The sequence below is a fragment of the Mycobacterium tuberculosis complex sp. N0072 genome (genome assembly GCF_030323725.1).
In the GTDB taxonomy this organism is placed as follows: domain Bacteria; phylum Actinomycetota; class Actinomycetes; order Mycobacteriales; family Mycobacteriaceae; genus Mycobacterium; species Mycobacterium tuberculosis.
The window spans coordinates 4,030,931-4,046,241 of sequence record NZ_CP040689.1 but is presented as its reverse complement, the minus strand read 5'-3'; the positions used below and the strand labels follow the sequence as shown (position 1 = coordinate 4,046,241).

Sequence of the window (15,311 nt, the reverse complement as noted above, 5' to 3'; positions counted from 1 at the left end):
CGTCAGCACCCCGCCGCCTGCTGGAGCAGCTACCGAGTGTCACTGGGCCGGTCGAGGCCCTCGCGCGCGTCGAGTTTTGCGGCCAGGGCGTCGACCTTATTGCCGAGCTCGGCTAGGTAGTCGACGATCGTCTTGTCGCCGAGTACCGGCCAGCCGCGGCCCTCGATGCCGCGTAGCTGGTCCCACACCTCCTCGAGCAGGATGCGATCGTCACGCGGGTTGCGCGGCTTGGGCAGAATCGGTGGGCGGGCAATCACCGCCGGCGGCGGGGTGAGGGGGTGGTCGAACTCGCCCCGCGTGTCCTTTGCCACCTCGGCGCGAAACCAGTCCATCGACAGGTTTCCCGGGTCCCATTTGCCTTGAGCCGCCCCGGCATACTCTTTGTGCCCAATATTGCGTTCGGGCCCGTAGCCGAGCTTGAGCGTGAGCGCCGCGGCGACGTCTCGCATGCTCACGATCTGCGCGTCAGGCCAGCGCTCACCGGCGTCGTAGGAGCCGTCACGCCGGATGGTCGGCCACGCGCACTCGACGCCAATCATGTGCCAGTTGGCGTTGTCGGTTGGCAGCCACGGGTAGCTGCCGCGGCCGGCGTGCCAGCACACGCCTACCGCGACGATCGTTACGACCCCGCTGTGCGCGATGTGCAGATTGGCCAGCGGGCCGGGTAAGTCGGGCCGGCCGCGGGCAATGCTTTTGGCGGTCTCACGTGAGTTGCCGGTGTGGTGCCACATCACACCGCGGATATCGCGAAAGTCGCCGTGTCCGCGTTCCCGCCAGCCGTCGAGCACCCGCAGGCGCTCGCCGAGTGCCGGCCGTAGCACCTCCTCGAGCCAAATCGGATCGCCGATCCATCCCACGGTGGCGCCTCCTATCGGTGAGCCGGAGCGAATCGGCCGTCGAACGCACCGGCGCGGGAAGTGTCTCGTTGTTCACGTCGAGCACGACCGGCCGGTCGTTACGGAAGCGAGCCGCGGATACCTCCGGATGCCTGGGCTGTAGCGATCTATTGTGGCGCTATCAACGCAAAGACTTGCCTGGCGACCTGCAGCATCCAGCCGGTCACCGTCGGTCCGTGATCGCGGGGCCAGTTCAGCTGAAAGCTCACCACCCATGGTTGGCCGGTCTTGTCGACGGCGTACCAGCTGAACGTCAGATCGCCTGGCAGGCCACCTGCTTTCGCGCCGATATAGGGCCACACGCTGCGGTCCAGCTGGATACCCGGGACGGCGGACATGATCTGTCGGACGGGCGAGGCCGGGCCGACCGCGTCGGCTCGCAGTGCCGCGTGCACACGGCAGATATCTTCGGCGCTGCCGTACCATTCCGCACCGTAGTTTGACGCCGGAGTGTGAGCGCGCGTTGGGTCGGGTTGGTAGGGCGTGGAATTGGTTTGCCGCAGTATCTGGGCACGGACCTGTTGGGTCGCATGCTTCCACTGGTCACGCAGATCTGGCTTGCCCCAGCCGACGGAGAACAGCTCGTACATCGTGGGGAAGGGGGTCATGCTGGCCGGATCGTGATGGCCGGCGCTGGCCAGCGCTTCCTCGATGGCGCGGGTGCCCAGCCTTTCGATCAGCAAGTCGGTGGCCATGTTGTCACTGGTGGCGATCATCTTCTCGGCGGCTGTGCGAACCGAAACACGTGCCCCCACAGGCAGTTCCAGGCCGGAAGAGCCCACGGCTTTGCTTTTGGCGGTGACCGTCAGCAGATCATCCCAGGACACCGTGTTGTGCTGGACCGCACCGGCCAGCGCATGTAACACGTACAACTTGAAGATCGATGCCAGCGGCAGGGATTCGCCGGTGTTGGTGCCCGCCACCGGGTCGCAGCGACCGTTGTCGACCTTTGCCACCTGAAATGAGTAGCGGGCGCCGGTCTTGCTCAGCACCGCGTCGACGTCGCGCCACGAAGCGATCGACGGCGCCTGCGTTTCGACGTCGAATCGGTCAACCCAGCCGTCGTCGTCGGTATGAATGCGGATGTCTTGTTGCGCGCCGTAAGAGGAGATGAGGTGCAACGCGGCCACACTGGCGCCGATATCGACGCCGGCCAGCGCGAACGGGCGATCCCACCAGAGCGCTTCCATGGTGGTCTTGACCGTGTCGACCTGCCCGGGCGCGGCGAGAGTGCCAACGCCGATCTCGCCGATCGGCCAGTCCGAGTTGAGCATGTCCATGGTCTGTTGCGCCCGCAGACCAGGCGGAGTTCTGGTGTCGATCCGGTGCCCGTGATTTGCCGCGTTCGCGGACGGCGTCGGAGCTGAGGAGCAACCCGACGCCAGCGCCACAATCAATGCCGCCGCGGCGCTTAACGCCAGCATCCGGCGCCCCGCGCGCCGGTTATGCAGTCTTGCCGGTCCCACCGACGTCAAGCACGACCTCGAATTCCAGCAGCGAAGCACCGGTCGCCACGGGGTTGGCCCGGTGTCCGGCATGGGCTGCGATGGCGGGCCCGTTTGCCCACGCCTGGAATGCTTCATCGGACTCCCAGTGTGTCACCACGAAGTAGCGTTCTTCACCCTTGACCGGACGTAACAGCTGAAAGCCGAGGAAACCCGGGGAGTTCTCGACCGCGTGCGCGCGGTGAGCGAACCGCTTCTCCAGCTCGGGGCCAGCGCCGGCGGGCACCTCGATTGCGTTGATCTTCACCACTGGCATGCCGCTAGGCTACCGTGCCCCGCATGCCAGCGAATCTGTTAACCCATCGCGGCGGACGGGGCGAGCCGTTGGTCCTGGTGCACGGCTTGATGGGTAGGGGTTCCACCTGGGCCCGTCAGCTTCCGTGGCTGACGCTGTTAGGCGCCGTGTACACCTACGACGCGCCCTGGCACCGCGGGCGTGACGTCGCCGATCCACACCCGATCAGCACCGAACGCTTCGTGGCCGATCTGGGCGACGCGGTTTCGGCGCTGGGCGCGCCGACCAGGATGGTCGGACATTCGATGGGAGCCTTGCATTCGTGGTGTCTGGCTGCCGAGCGCCCGGAACTGGTTTCGGCGCTGGTGGTCGAGGACATGGCGCCGGACTTCCGTGGTAGGACCACCGGCCCATGGGAGCCGTGGCTGCGCGCCCTTCCGGTCGAATTCGACTCTGCCGAACAGGTATTCGCCGAGTTCGGGCCCGTCGCCGGCCGGTACTTCCTGGACGCATTCGACCGCACGGCCACCGGGTGGCGGCTACACGGGCGCACCGCACGATGGATCGAGATCGCCGCCGAATGGGGCACCCGTGACTACTGGGCGCAGTGGCGGGCCGTACGGTCGCCGGCGCTGCTCATCGAGGCCGGCGATGGGGTAACTCCCCCGGGCCAGATGCGCGCGATGGCTGAAAGAGATTATCCGACAGCGTATTTGCGTGTTCCCGACGCCGGTCATCTGGTTCATGACGAGGCTCCACAGGTTTACCGGCGGGCGGTGGAGTCGTTCCTGGCGGGGCTTACCCCGTGAGCCCACGCGGCGCGGGCAATGTGGCGAAAAGCCTGGCCATAACGGGTTTTGTCGGCCCGTGATCGCGCTACGATCGGGCCGTCAGGCCGCGCCGCGGAAAGGGGTGTCAGATGTCGTTTGTGATCGTGGCGCCGGAAGCGCTGATGTCGGTGGCTTCAGAGGTGGCCGGTATCGGTTCGGCGCTCAATGCCGCCAACGCCGCCGCGGCCGCCCCGACCACGGGTGTGCTAGCGGCCGCCGCGGACGAGGTGTCGGCGGCGATGGCGGCGCTGTTCGGCGCGCACGCCCAGGAGTACCAGAGGCTCAGCGCCCAGGCGGCGGGGTTTCATGCCCAGTTCGTGCAGGCGTTAAACGCGGGAGTGAACTCCTATGCCAGCGCCGAGGCCGCCAACGCGTCGCCGCTGCAAGCCGTGGAGCAGCAGGTGCTCGGCTTGATCAACGGGCCCGCGCAGACGCTACTGGGGCGCCCGTTGATCGGCAACGGTGCCGACGGGGCGCCGGGAACCGGGCAGCCGGGCGGGCCCGGCGGGCTGCTGTGGGGTAATGGCGGCAACGGCGGGTCGGGTGTGGCCGGTGTGGGCGGGCCCGGTGGTAGCGGCGGCGCCGCCGGGCTGTTCGGGCACGGCGGCAATGGCGGGGCCGGCGGGAGCAACGCCGCCGGCGCCGGCGGTGTGGGCGGAGCCGGTGGGGCGGGCTGGCTGGTCGGCAACGGCGGTGCCGGCGGGTTCGGCGGGGTGGGAACGACCGTCAGTGGCAACGGAGGAGCCGGCGGCGCCGCCGGCGCGTTCGGCAATGGCGGTGTGGGCGGGGCGGGCGGGGCCGCGGTCATCGGCGGGTTGCCCGGCAATGGGGGTGCCGGCGGCAACGCGGGGCTGATCGGCGCCGGCGGCGACGGCGGCGTCGGCGGGGTGGGTGCCCCCGGAACCAACGGGATGAACCCGCCGCCGAACCAGACCAGCCAGGCGGCAAACGGAAGCCCCGGCGCCAACAACGGCGCCGGTAGCGGTGGCGCAGGGCTGCCCGGCAACCCGGGTGCCGTACCAGGGCGGGCTGGCGGCGCTGGCGGTTTAGGCGGCAGCGGCAGCGATACGAGTGAAGGCCCTGTGACGGGGGGCAACGGAGGCAATGGCGGCGACGGCGGTCCCGGCGCGCCCGGCGGCAACGGCGCACCCGGCGGCATCGGTGTCAATACCGGTACTGGCTGGGCCTACGGGGGAAACGGGGGCAATGGCGGTGACGGTGGCGCCGGCGCCCGGGGCGGCGACGGGGGCAACGGGGGCAACGGCCTAGCGCTAAACGGTGGCAACGGGATCGGCGGCAACGGTGGCGCCGGGGGCCGGGGCGGCACCGGGGCTGCGGGCGGCAATGGTGGCATTGGCGGCGGCGCCACCGGCACGCTGACCTTTTTTGGTAGCGGAGGCGACGGCGGCCCCGGCGGGGCTGGCGCCAACACCGCCGGCACCGGGGGTGTCGGCGGTGTCGGGGGTGCGGGCGGTCAGGGCGGGCTGCTGTTCGGCGACGGCGGTAACGGGGGCGCCGGCGGTGCCGGCGGCATCGGCGGCACGGGTGCCTCGGGCGGCGCCGGAGGCAAGGGCGGCTCTGGCCTGGTCGGCGGTGACGGCGGCAACGGTGGTGCCGGCGGCGCCGGCGGCAACGGCGGCAAGGGCGGTGCCGGAGGTGCCGGCGGAGGTGCCGGAATGTTCAGCCAGCCAGGTGTCCACGGTGCGGGCGGTACCGGGGGCCAGGGAGGTGCCGGCGGCGCTGGCGGCGCGGGTGGCGCCGCGGGAGCTGGGACAGTCGTCGCGGGCAACCCCGGTGATCCCGGCGGTTTCGGCGCCGCCGGTGCGGACGGCCTACCCGGCTAAAACCCTTCGCCGGGCAACGCGAACCGGCCATCGACCGTCCGGGTCACCAGCGCATCGGCCAGCAGCGACTCCAGCGCCCGGTCACGCTGTGCGGTATCGGTCAGCCACGCCACGTCCAACTCGGCCCGGGTGACGGGAAACTCCGCGGCGCGCAACACATCCAGTAACCGTCCGCGGACTTGGCGGTCGGTTCCGGTGTAGGCCTGCCCCCGGCGCGGCGGACCGTCCGACGGCGGATAACCGGCATGCCGCCATGCGCACCAGTCCAGCGGGCATAACCCGCACCGGGGTGTGCGGGCGGTGCACACCGTCGCACCCAACTCCATCAGCGCGACCGAAAATTCAGGCGCCGTCTCGCGGTGCGGCAACAGCGCCAAGACGTCGGCGTGGTCGCGCGGCACCGATGGCGCACCGGCGTCGGCGCGGCCGTGAACGGCGCGGGCCACCACGCGCCGCACATTGGTGTCCACCACCGGCACCCGCTGGCGGTAAGCGAAACACGCCACCGCGCGCGCGGTGTAGCTCCCGACGCCCGGCAGGGTGACCAGGATCTCGATATCGTCGGGCACCACGTCATTGTGGTCGCGGGCGATGACGGTGGCGCACTCGTGTAAGCGCTTGGCTCGCCTGGGATAGCCCAGCTTGCCCCAGGCGCGTAACACATCGGCGGTGCTGGCCGTGGCGGTGGCCGACGGCGTGGGCCACCGCCGCACCCAGTCCGGCCAGATCGCCAGCACCCGGGCGGCCGGCGTCTGCTGCAGCATGAACTCGCTGACCAGGATCTGCCACGGGCTGACACCGGGCTCTCGCCAGGGCAGATCCCGGTGCGATCGCTGATACCAAGCGAGAAGATTGGTATCTGATATGTGTCGCGGGCCGGTCACCGACGGTTCCGGCAGTATGTGAGGCATGCCCAACACCAATCCGGTAGCCGCGTGGAAAGCACTCAAAGAGGGTAACGAGCGATTCGTCGCCGGCCGGCCCCAGCATCCCAGTCAGAGCGTCGACCACCGAGCCGGCTTGGCCGCCGGGCAGAAGCCCACGGCGGTGATCTTCGGCTGCGCGGACAGCCGAGTGGCCGCTGAGATCATCTTCGACCAAGGCCTGGGCGACATGTTCGTGGTCCGCACCGCCGGGCATGTCATCGACTCGGCCGTGCTGGGCTCCATAGAGTACGCGGTGACCGTGCTCAATGTGCCGCTCATCGTCGTCCTCGGCCACGACAGCTGCGGCGCCGTGAACGCCGCTTTGGCCGCGATCAACGACGGCACCCTGCCAGGCGGCTACGTGCGAGACGTCGTGGAAAGGGTTGCGCCGTCGGTCCTGCTCGGCCGCCGTGACGGTCTGAGTCGTGTCGACGAGTTCGAGCAACGACATGTACACGAGACGGTGGCGATCCTCATGGCGCGTTCATCGGCCATCTCAGAACGAATCGCAGGGGGCAGCCTGGCGATCGTGGGCGTCACCTATCAACTCGACGATGGGCGGGCTGTACTGCGCGACCACATCGGCAACATCGGCGAGGAGGTCTGAGTTACCGCCCGATAACAGGCCACCGTTAACACGGCGTCGGCCAGCGAAGCCGGCGACACGCCGAGGCGGGTCAAGCGCGTTTGCGTGACCTGGCCCTACGGTGTAATCGTGCTGGATCTGGAACCGCGTGGCCCGCTACCTACCGAGATCTACTGGCGGCGCAGGGGGCTGGCCCTGGGCATCGCGGTCGTCGTAGTCGGGATCGCGGTGGCCATCGTCATCGCCTTCGTCGACAGCAGCGCCGGTGCCAAACCGGTCAGCGCCGACAAGCCGGCCTCCGCCCAGAGCCATCCGGGCTCGCCGGCACCCCAAGCACCCCAGCCGGCCGGGCAAACCGAAGGTAACGCCGCCGCGGCCCCGCCGCAGGGCCAAAACCCCGAGACACCCACGCCCACCGCCGCGGTGCAGCCGCCGCCGGTGCTCAAGGAAGGGGACGATTGCCCCGATTCGACGCTGGCCGTCAAAGGTTTGACCAACGCGCCGCAGTACTACGTCGGCGACCAGCCGAAGTTCACCATGGTGGTCACCAACATCGGCCTGGTGTCCTGTAAACGCGACGTTGGGGCCGCGGTGTTGGCCGCCTACGTTTACTCGCTGGACAACAAGCGGTTGTGGTCCAACCTGGACTGCGCGCCCTCGAATGAGACGCTGGTCAAGACGTTTTCCCCCGGTGAGCAGGTAACGACCGCGGTGACCTGGACCGGGATGGGATCGGCGCCGCGCTGCCCATTGCCGCGGCCGGCGATCGGGCCGGGCACCTACAATCTCGTGGTACAACTGGGCAATCTGCGCTCGCTGCCGGTTCCGTTCATCCTGAATCAGCCGCCGCCGCCGCCCGGGCCGGTACCCGCTCCGGGTCCAGCGCAGGCGCCTCCGCCGGAGTCTCCCGCGCAAGGCGGATAATTATTGATCGCTGATGGTCGATTCCGCCAGCTGTGACAACCCCTCGCGCACATGACGGGCCCACATGGCGCCGATGCCGTCCACTGATTGCAGATCGCCGGCGCTGGCCGCCAGCAGACCCTGCAACGTTCCGAACGCCCGGACCAGCAGGTCGGCATGGGCGAACTGGAGCCGGGGGATACCGGCCATCGCGCGGTAGCCACGCGGGCTCAGCGCCGAATCCTGCGCTTCCGTGGTCGTCGGATATCCGAAAACCTTTGCCAGCGCGGTGAAATCGAGGAGGTCGCCGTCCGACAGGGCGTCCAGTTCGTCCAGGGTGGCATTGATTTGCCCCGTGGACGGTGGTTCCGGGTTGGCGTGGTAATCGCGCACGATCAATTCCCGGGCGGTGTCGTTGCCGCCGAGCAACTCGTCGAGCTGCAGCCGCAGCTGACGACCATCAGTGCCGAGTTCGACCACGTCGTAGTCGATCACCAGCCCGATTCGCCGGACCAGCTCGAGGCGTTGCACCACCGTCATCACATCGCGCAGCGTGACGAAGTCCTCGATTTCTGCCCTGGACAGTTGCCGGCTGACCTCGTCGAGCCTGGTTTTGTACCGCTCCAGGGTTGCGATGGCCTGGTTGGCCCGCGACAGGATGGTTGCCGAGTCGGTCAATACGTGACGTTCCCCGCGGACGTAGACGGTCACGATGTTCATCGAGTGGCTCACTGAGATCACCGGGTAACCGGTCTGGATCGCGGCCCGCTCGGCCGAGCGGTGCCGGGTCCCCGATTCGTCGGTGGGGATCGACGGATCCGGTACCAGTTGCACGTTGGCCCGCACGATGCGGCTGCCGTCGGTGGACAGCACCACGGCGCCGTCCATCTTGCACAGCTCGCGTAGCCGGGTTGCTGCATAGCGGACATCGAGGGAGAAGCCACCATCGCAGATGGCCTCGACATTCTCGTCATGGCCCAGCACGATCAGGGCACCAGTGCGGCCGCGCAGGATACGCTCCAGGCCGTCCCGCAGCCCAGTGCCCGGGGCTAGGCGGGCGACAGCCTCACGCAGGGTCGGACGAGTCACAGCGTGCATTCTGCTATGTACCGCGCCCTAGTGGGACGTGTCCAGTCCCGGAATGTGAGGGCGGGGTTGCGAGGGTGGTGCCGCGGTGGTCGGCAATGTCGACCATGTACTGCAGCGCCGCGACGATGGTGGATGCGCGCAGCGCGTGCATACCGGGCGGCACCGGATCGTCACTGGGCGGGACCAAGGCGATGGTGAACCCTTGGCGGGCGGCTTCGCTAAGGCGCCGCGCCATCCCGTTGACCCGCCGGATGTCGCCGGCCAGACCTACCTCGCCGATCATGACGGCAGTGGTGGGCAGCGGCAGATTTGCATAGGCCGAGGCGAGCGCGATGGCGACCGCCAGATCCGCCGACGGCTCGGTCAACCGCATGCCGCCCACGGTGGACAGGTAGATGTCGTTAACGGCGATCGCCAGCCGTGCGTGCTTTTCCAGCACAGCAGCGATCATCGCAGCGCGGGCCTGGTGGATCCCGCTGACGGCCCGCCTCGGCGAGCCGCCGCACGGTGTGGCCAGCAATGCCTGGACTTCCCCGACGAGCGGCCGTTTTCCGTCCAGCGTCACGGTGATCGCGGTACCGGCGACGGGTGTCGGCCGCTGGTCCAGGAACAGGTTCGACGGGTCGACGATACCGTCAATTCCGTTGTCGTGCAGGAGGAAACATCCGACTTCATCGGCGGCGCCGAATCGGTTCTTGACCCCGCGGACCATCCGCAGCGCACCGTTGCGGTCCCCTTCAAAATGCAGCACAACGTCGACGAGGTGCTCTAGCGAACGCGGTCCGGCTATGGCCCCGTCCTTCGTGACGTGGCCGACGAGAATCAATGCGACCTCGTTGGCCTTGGCGGCAGCGGTCAGGGCAGCCGTAACCGCACGGACCTGCGTGACCCCGCCGGTGACGCCGTCGGCCTCGCTGGTGGACATGGTCTGCACCGAGTCGACGATGACCAGTGCCGGCTGCACCGTCTCGATCTGGTCGAGCACGGTGTGCACGTCGGATTGTGCGGCGAGGTAGATCTCCTCGACCTCCGTGCCGCAGCCGATCCGGTCGGCACGCAGCCGGATCTGACCGGCGGATTCCTCACCAGAGACATAGAGGGCGCGCCGTCCGGACTGGGCCCAGCGGTGCGCGACCTCGAGCAACAGCGTCGACTTACCCACTCCGGGATCGCCGGCCAGCAGTGTCACCGAACCGGGAACGATACCGCCACCTAGCACCCGGTCCAGTTCGTCGATGCCGGTTGGGCAGGGTCGGGTCCGATGCGCGTCGACGGCACTGATCGGAACGGCGCCCGACGCCGGCGCCACCGAACGGCGCCTGGTGCCACCGACGGCACTGAGCACCGCCACCTCGTCTACGGTGCCCCAGCGGCCGCACTCCAGGCAGCGTCCCACCCACTTCGCGCTGACATGGCGGCATTCCGAACAGCGGTACTGCGAACGAGCGTTGGCCACGCCGTGACCGTATCGGGGGGGTGTGACAACCCGAGCGAGTCGCTCGTCTGGCGACGATGCGGCGCCTATTCGTGCGGCGTAGCCAATCCGGCCGAGATCGGCACCATTACGCTGCCCTGACCGGCCTTCTCGAACTTGAAGGTGAAGTTGTAGGTGAGGCCGTTTGCGATCGGCTTGGTCAAGTTAACGGTCGCCTTGGCCGCTTGATTGGATGGCAAGGGCCCCGGCGCCACGATCTGGCCGTCCGGCGTCCCGACAAAAAGCATCCCGGATGCGGGCAGTCGAGCGTCGCCGGCCACCGTCACCGAGCCGATATCACTGGTGATGCCCACCAGCCGGTCCGAAACGTCGGGTGATTGGTTGACGGCTACCAGCACCAGATCCACCGCTTTGCCTGGCTGGATGAAATCGCTGGTTTGGACGGCCTGGATGCGGATGTCGCGCAGCAACACGTTGTTGATGGTGAGCCGATTGCCGTTGACGGCCGGCTTCTGGTTCGCTGTCTGGGAGATCTGACCGGCCCCGCAACCGCTCAGTGCGGCGGCCAGCAGGGCGATGCTCGCCACCCAGGTGGTCATCCCGGCAAGACGCAGGCGGATGTTGCAGCGGTTCACTCGGATGCCTCCTGCTCGGCCTTGGCGCGGCATGGTGCCTGCGGCTCGACTATGCACAGTAGTAGTTAGGTGCCGCCGACGGTAGCGGTGGGGACCGCGGCGTCGACCGGACCGGCGCGGTAGCCCGGGCACCCCGTTCTCAGGGGCGTCCCAGATTCGGCGATGCACTTCTAGGCCCGTCTGTCAACCCCCAATCTTCCCGCGCTATGCCCCTGACCTGCACCGTTGTTCGGCGCCCGTTAGGGCCCCGTGTTAGCATGGAGTAACGAAAGGGGCTCAAATCAGATGATTTTCAAGGTCGGAGACACCGTTGTCTATCCACACCACGGTGCTGCGTTAGTCGAGGCGATCGAAACCCGGACCATCAAAGGGGAACAAAAAGAGTATCTCGTCTTGAAAGTTGCGCAGGGCGACCTGACAGTACGAGTTCCCGCTGAAAACGCCGAATACGTCGGTGTTCGCGATGTCGTCGGGCAGGAAGGCCTGGACAAGGTTTTCCAGGTGTTGCGTGCCCCGCACACCGAGGAGCCGACGAACTGGTCACGTCGTTACAAGGCGAACCTCGAGAAACTCGCATCCGGCGATGTGAACAAGGTGGCCGAGGTAGTGCGCGATTTGTGGCGTCGCGACCAGGAGCGTGGCTTGTCGGCCGGTGAGAAGCGCATGCTGGCCAAGGCCCGGCAGATTCTGGTCGGCGAGTTGGCGTTGGCTGAGAGCACCGATGACGCCAAAGCCGAGACCATCCTTGACGAGGTTTTAGCCGCCGCGTCTTGACCGCCCTGAGGCTCTAGTGGTCAGGGAAGCGGGCGAAGTAGTTGCGATCGTCCCGGCTGCGGGGTCGGGGGAGCGGTTGGCCGTCGGTCTGCCCAAGGCGTTTTACCAGCTCGACGGGCAGACTCTCATTGAGCGGGCCGTCGATGGCCTGCTGGATTCGGGGGTAGTTGACACCGTTGTTGTGGCCGTGCCCGCCGACCGTACGGACGAGGCGAGGCAGATCCTCGGCCACAGGGCGATGATTGTGGCGGGTGGGTCGAATCGCACTGACACCGTGAACCTGGCGCTGACAGTGCTGTCCGGGACCGCGGAGCCGGAGTTTGTGCTTGTGCATGATGCCGCGCGGGCACTGACACCACCGGCCCTGGTCGCCCGGGTGGTCGAGGCGTTGCGGGACGGTTATGCCGCCGTCGTTCCCGTACTGCCGCTTTCTGACACCATCAAGGCCGTGGATGCCAACGGGGTGGTCCTGGGCACGCCGGAACGAGCCGGGCTGCGGGCCGTGCAGACCCCACAAGGGTTCACTACCGACCTGCTGCTGCGGTCATATCAGCGCGGCTCCCTAGACCTTCCAGCCGCCGAGTACACCGATGACGCGTCGCTGGTCGAGCATATCGGCGGCCAGGTGCAGGTGGTCGACGGCGATCCGCTGGCGTTCAAGATCACCACCAAACTGGATCTGTTGCTGGCCCAAGCTATAGTGCGCGGGTGAATCAGCTGCCCCGCGTTGGTTTGGGGACCGATGTGCATCCGATCGAACCCGGACGTCCGTGCTGGCTGGTGGGGTTGTTGTTCCCGAGCGCCGACGGTTGCGCGGGCCACTCCGACGGTGACGTGGCCGTTCATGCGCTGTGCGACGCGGTGCTGTCGGCCGCGGGGCTAGGCGACATTGGCGAGGTGTTCGGCGTCGACGATCCCCGTTGGCAGGGTGTCAGTGGTGCCGACATGTTGCGCCATGTCGTCGTCCTGATCACCCGGCATGGCTATCGGGTCGGCAACGCTGTGGTGCAGGTGATCGGCAACCGACCGAAGATCGGTTGGCGCCGGCTCGAGGCGCAGGCGGTGCTGTCACGTCTGCTCAACGCGCCGGTGTCGGTGTCGGCTACCACCACCGACGGGCTGGGCCTCACTGGCCGCGGCGAGGGCTTGGCCGCAATCGCTACGGCATTGGTGGTTTCGTTGCGGTAGCGCACTCCTGGTCCGGACGCGCGCGCCGCAGGTTGCAGCAATTGGGCAGGTAAGCTGGCACGTCGTGACCGATCGGGCTCGCTTGCGGCTACACGACACTGCCGCCGGTGTCGTGCGGGATTTCGTCCCGTTGCGACCTGGACACGTCTCGATCTACCTGTGCGGTGCCACGGTGCAGGGCCTACCGCATATCGGGCATGTCCGCAGCGGGGTCGCCTTCGACATCCTGCGCCGATGGTTGCTCGCGCGTGGCTACGACGTCGCGTTTATCCGCAACGTGACCGACATCGAAGACAAGATCCTGGCCAAGGCCGCCGCGGCGGGCCGGCCGTGGTGGGAGTGGGCGGCTACCCACGAGCGTGCCTTCACCGCGGCCTACGACGCTCTGGACGTCTTGCCGCCGTCCGCGGAGCCGCGCGCCACCGGGCATATCACCCAGATGATCGAGATGATCGAGCGCCTGATCCAGGCCGGCCACGCGTATACCGGTGGCGGTGACGTTTACTTCGACGTTCTGAGCTACCCGGAGTACGGCCAGTTATCCGGTCACAAGATCGATGACGTCCATCAGGGCGAAGGTGTGGCTGCCGGCAAGCGGGACCAGCGCGACTTCACTTTGTGGAAGGGCGAAAAGCCGGGTGAACCGTCGTGGCCGACGCCGTGGGGCCGCGGGCGTCCGGGCTGGCATCTGGAATGCTCGGCAATGGCTCGCAGCTATCTCGGGCCGGAATTCGATATCCATTGCGGTGGAATGGATTTAGTCTTCCCGCATCATGAGAACGAAATCGCCCAGAGCCGCGCCGCCGGTGATGGGTTCGCCCGCTACTGGCTGCACAATGGCTGGGTGACGATGGGCGGGGAGAAGATGAGCAAGTCGCTGGGCAACGTGTTGTCCATGCCGGCGATGTTGCAGCGGGTGCGGCCGGCTGAGCTGCGTTATTACCTGGGCAGCGCGCACTACCGGTCGATGCTCGAGTTCTCCGAGACCGCTATGCAGGATGCGGTGAAAGCCTATGTCGGGCTAGAGGACTTCCTGCACCGCGTTCGCACCCGGGTGGGCGCCGTCTGCCCCGGCGATCCGACCCCACGGTTCGCCGAAGCGCTCGACGACGACCTGTCCGTTCCGATCGCGCTCGCCGAGATTCACCACGTGCGGGCGGAAGGCAACCGGGCACTCGATGCCGGCGACCACGACGGGGCCTTGCGAAGCGCTAGTGCGATTCGGGCGATGATGGGCATCCTGGGCTGTGACCCGCTCGACCAGCGCTGGGAATCCCGAGACGAAACCTCGGCAGCGCTGGCCGCCGTCGATGTGCTGGTCCAGGCTGAACTACAGAATCGGGAAAAGGCCCGCGAGCAGCGCAACTGGGCGCTCGCCGACGAGATCCGGGGTCGGCTGAAGAGAGCCGGCATCGAGGTCACCGACACCGCCGACGGGCCACAGTGGTCGCTGCTGGGTGGTGACACCAAGTAGATGCCCGGTAACTCTCGGCGGCGGGGTGCGGTCCGCAAATCCGGTACCAAGAAAGGCGCAGGCGTCGGCTCGGGCGGTCAGCGACGCCGTGGGCTGGAAGGGCGCGGGCCTACCCCGCCGGCGCACCTGCGTCCCCACCATCCCGCCGCCAAGCGGGCACGTGCACAGCCACGCCGCCCGGTCAAGCGCGCGGACGAGACCGAGACGGTGTTGGGTCGCAACCCAGTGCTGGAATGCCTGCGCGCGGGTGTTCCGGCCACCGCGCTATACGTCGCCCTTGGTACCGAGGCCGACGAGCGACTGACTGAATGCGTTGCGCGGGCGGCTGATTCAGGGATTGCGATCGTCGAGCTGCTACGTGCCGACCTGGATCGGATGACCGCCAACCACCTCCATCAAGGCATCGCGCTACAGGTGCCACCGTACAACTACGCCCATCCCGATGACCTGCTGGCCGCCGCCCTCGACCAACCGCCTGCGCTGCTGGTCGCTTTGGACAACCTTTCCGACCCGCGCAACCTCGGTGCGATCGTGCGGTCGGTGGCCGCGTTCGGTGGCCATGGGGTGCTGATTCCGCAACGCCGTTCTGCGTCGGTGACCGCGGTGGCGTGGCGCACCAGCGCCGGGGCGGCGGCCCGGATTCCGGTGGCCCGGGCCACCAATCTCACCAGGACGCTGAAGGGCTGGGCCGATCGTGGAGTGCGGGTGATCGGACTGGACGCCGGTGGCGGCACCGCGCTCGACGATGTAGATGGCACTGACTCGTTGGTGGTGGTCGTTGGGTCGGAAGGCAAGGGGTTGTCCCGGTTGGTAAGGCAGAACTGTGACGAGGTGGTGTCCATCCCGATGGCCGCTCAGGCCGAATCACTGAACGCCTCGGTGGCCGCTGGGGTGGTGCTCGCCGAGATCGCCCGCCAGCGCCGGCGGCCACGCGAGCCTCGCGAGCAGACGCAGAATCGCATGATTTGAGCTCAAATCATGCGATTCTGCG

Annotated in this window: 16 protein-coding genes; 9 read left to right on the top strand and 7 right to left on the bottom strand. The window is 67.8% G+C overall.

Annotated elements, in window-relative coordinates:
* Window positions 1–29: 29 nt before the first annotated feature.
* The 3 genes from FF952_RS18930 to mhuD form a co-directional block, all read right to left on the bottom strand.
* Window positions 30–857 (bottom strand): peptidoglycan recognition protein family protein, encoded by an 828-nt coding sequence (locus FF952_RS18930; protein WP_003419504.1) that lies wholly within the window; start codon window positions 855–857, stop codon window positions 30–32.
* Window positions 858–1,003: 146 nt separating this feature from the next.
* Window positions 1,004–2,362 (bottom strand): serine hydrolase, encoded by a 1,359-nt coding sequence (locus tag FF952_RS18925; RefSeq protein ID WP_003900716.1) that lies wholly within the window; start codon window positions 2,360–2,362, stop codon window positions 1,004–1,006.
* Window positions 2,340–2,657 carry a mycobilin-forming heme oxygenase MhuD gene (mhuD, locus tag FF952_RS18920; RefSeq protein WP_003419501.1) on the bottom strand — a complete coding sequence of 106 codons (318 nt, stop codon included), beginning with the start codon at window positions 2,655–2,657 and terminating at the stop codon, window positions 2,340–2,342. The genes FF952_RS18925 and mhuD overlap by 23 nt, the downstream gene beginning before the upstream one ends.
* A 14-nt stretch (window positions 2,658–2,671) precedes the next feature.
* Between mhuD and FF952_RS18915 the strand changes: the two genes are divergently transcribed.
* Window positions 2,672–3,445, top strand: a complete 774-nt coding sequence (locus FF952_RS18915; protein WP_003419499.1) for an alpha/beta fold hydrolase — start codon at window positions 2,672–2,674, stop codon at window positions 3,443–3,445.
* Between the two features lie 110 nt (window positions 3,446–3,555).
* A complete protein-coding gene (locus FF952_RS18910) occupies window positions 3,556–5,310 on the top strand; it encodes a PE family protein (RefSeq protein ID WP_010886177.1) in 1,755 nt (584 codons plus the stop codon).
* On the opposite strand, the gene FF952_RS18905 is transcribed toward FF952_RS18910, so the two are convergent.
* Window positions 5,307–6,221 (bottom strand): HhH-GPD family protein, encoded by a 915-nt coding sequence (locus FF952_RS18905; protein WP_003419495.1) that lies wholly within the window; start codon window positions 6,219–6,221, stop codon window positions 5,307–5,309. The genes FF952_RS18910 and FF952_RS18905 overlap by 4 nt on opposite strands.
* Between FF952_RS18905 and canB the strand changes: the two genes are divergently transcribed.
* Both canB and FF952_RS18895 read left to right on the top strand, forming a co-directional pair.
* Window positions 6,220–6,843, top strand: a complete 624-nt coding sequence (gene canB / locus FF952_RS18900) for a beta-carbonic anhydrase CanB (protein ID WP_003419492.1) — start codon at window positions 6,220–6,222, stop codon at window positions 6,841–6,843. The genes FF952_RS18905 and canB overlap by 2 nt on opposite strands.
* Before the next feature lie 108 nt (window positions 6,844–6,951).
* Window positions 6,952–7,746, top strand: a complete 795-nt coding sequence (locus FF952_RS18895; protein ID WP_003419490.1) for a hypothetical protein — start codon at window positions 6,952–6,954, stop codon at window positions 7,744–7,746.
* Here the strand turns inward: FF952_RS18895 and disA are convergent, their stop codons facing one another.
* From disA to FF952_RS18880, 3 genes are all read right to left on the bottom strand, one after another.
* Window positions 7,747–8,823 (bottom strand): DNA integrity scanning diadenylate cyclase DisA, encoded by a 1,077-nt coding sequence (gene disA, locus FF952_RS18890; RefSeq protein WP_003419489.1) that lies wholly within the window; start codon window positions 8,821–8,823, stop codon window positions 7,747–7,749.
* Between the two features lie 4 nt (window positions 8,824–8,827).
* Complete coding sequence (gene radA, locus FF952_RS18885; RefSeq protein ID WP_003419487.1) at window positions 8,828–10,270, bottom strand: DNA repair protein RadA; 1,443 nt, start codon at window positions 10,268–10,270, stop codon at window positions 8,828–8,830.
* 65 nt (window positions 10,271–10,335) lie between these two features.
* Complete coding sequence (locus FF952_RS18880) at window positions 10,336–10,884, bottom strand: copper chaperone PCu(A)C domain-containing protein (RefSeq protein WP_003900715.1); 549 nt, start codon at window positions 10,882–10,884, stop codon at window positions 10,336–10,338.
* Window positions 10,885–11,169: 285 nt separating this feature from the next.
* On the opposite strand from FF952_RS18880, the gene carD reads away from it, so the two are divergent.
* The 5 genes from carD (at window position 11,170) to rlmB (ending at window position 15,289) form a co-directional block, all read left to right on the top strand.
* A complete protein-coding gene (gene carD, locus FF952_RS18875) occupies window positions 11,170–11,658 on the top strand; it encodes an RNA polymerase-binding transcription factor CarD (RefSeq protein ID WP_003419482.1) in 489 nt (162 codons plus the stop codon).
* Window positions 11,659–11,674: 16 nt separating this feature from the next.
* Entirely contained in the window at window positions 11,675–12,370 is a 696-nt protein-coding gene (gene ispD, locus FF952_RS18870; RefSeq protein ID WP_003905111.1) for a 2-C-methyl-D-erythritol 4-phosphate cytidylyltransferase, read from the top strand.
* Window positions 12,367–12,846 (top strand): 2-C-methyl-D-erythritol 2,4-cyclodiphosphate synthase, encoded by a 480-nt coding sequence (gene ispF / locus FF952_RS18865; RefSeq protein ID WP_003904367.1) that lies wholly within the window; start codon window positions 12,367–12,369, stop codon window positions 12,844–12,846. Before ispD ends, ispF begins: the two co-directional genes overlap by 4 nt.
* Window positions 12,847–12,910: 64 nt before the next feature.
* Window positions 12,911–14,320, top strand: coding sequence for a cysteine--tRNA ligase (cysS, locus tag FF952_RS18860; protein ID WP_003900108.1), 1,410 nt, complete (start codon window positions 12,911–12,913; stop codon window positions 14,318–14,320).
* Entirely contained in the window at window positions 14,321–15,289 is a 969-nt protein-coding gene (rlmB, locus tag FF952_RS18855) for a 23S rRNA (guanosine(2251)-2'-O)-methyltransferase RlmB (RefSeq protein WP_003900107.1), read from the top strand.
* Window positions 15,290–15,311: the final 22 nt, after the last annotated feature.

Bases quoted from the DNA above. Each gene is read 5' to 3' on its own strand.
- mhuD (WP_003419501.1), bottom strand. From the start codon at position 2,657: ATGCCAGTGGTGAAGATCAACGCAATCGAGGTGCCCGCCGGCGCTGGC.
- FF952_RS18910 (WP_010886177.1), top strand. From the start codon at position 3,556: ATGTCGTTTGTGATCGTGGCGCCGGAAGCGCTGATGTCGGTGGCTTCA.
- canB (WP_003419492.1), top strand. From the start codon at position 6,220: ATGCCCAACACCAATCCGGTAGCCGCGTGGAAAGCACTCAAAGAGGGT.
- FF952_RS18905 (WP_003419495.1), bottom strand. From the start codon at position 6,221: ATGCCTCACATACTGCCGGAACCGTCGGTGACCGGCCCGCGACACATA.
- disA (WP_003419489.1), bottom strand. From the start codon at position 8,823: ATGCACGCTGTGACTCGTCCGACCCTGCGTGAGGCTGTCGCCCGCCTA.
- carD (WP_003419482.1), top strand. From the start codon at position 11,170: ATGATTTTCAAGGTCGGAGACACCGTTGTCTATCCACACCACGGTGCT.
- rlmB (WP_003900107.1), top strand. From the start codon at position 14,321: ATGCCCGGTAACTCTCGGCGGCGGGGTGCGGTCCGCAAATCCGGTACC.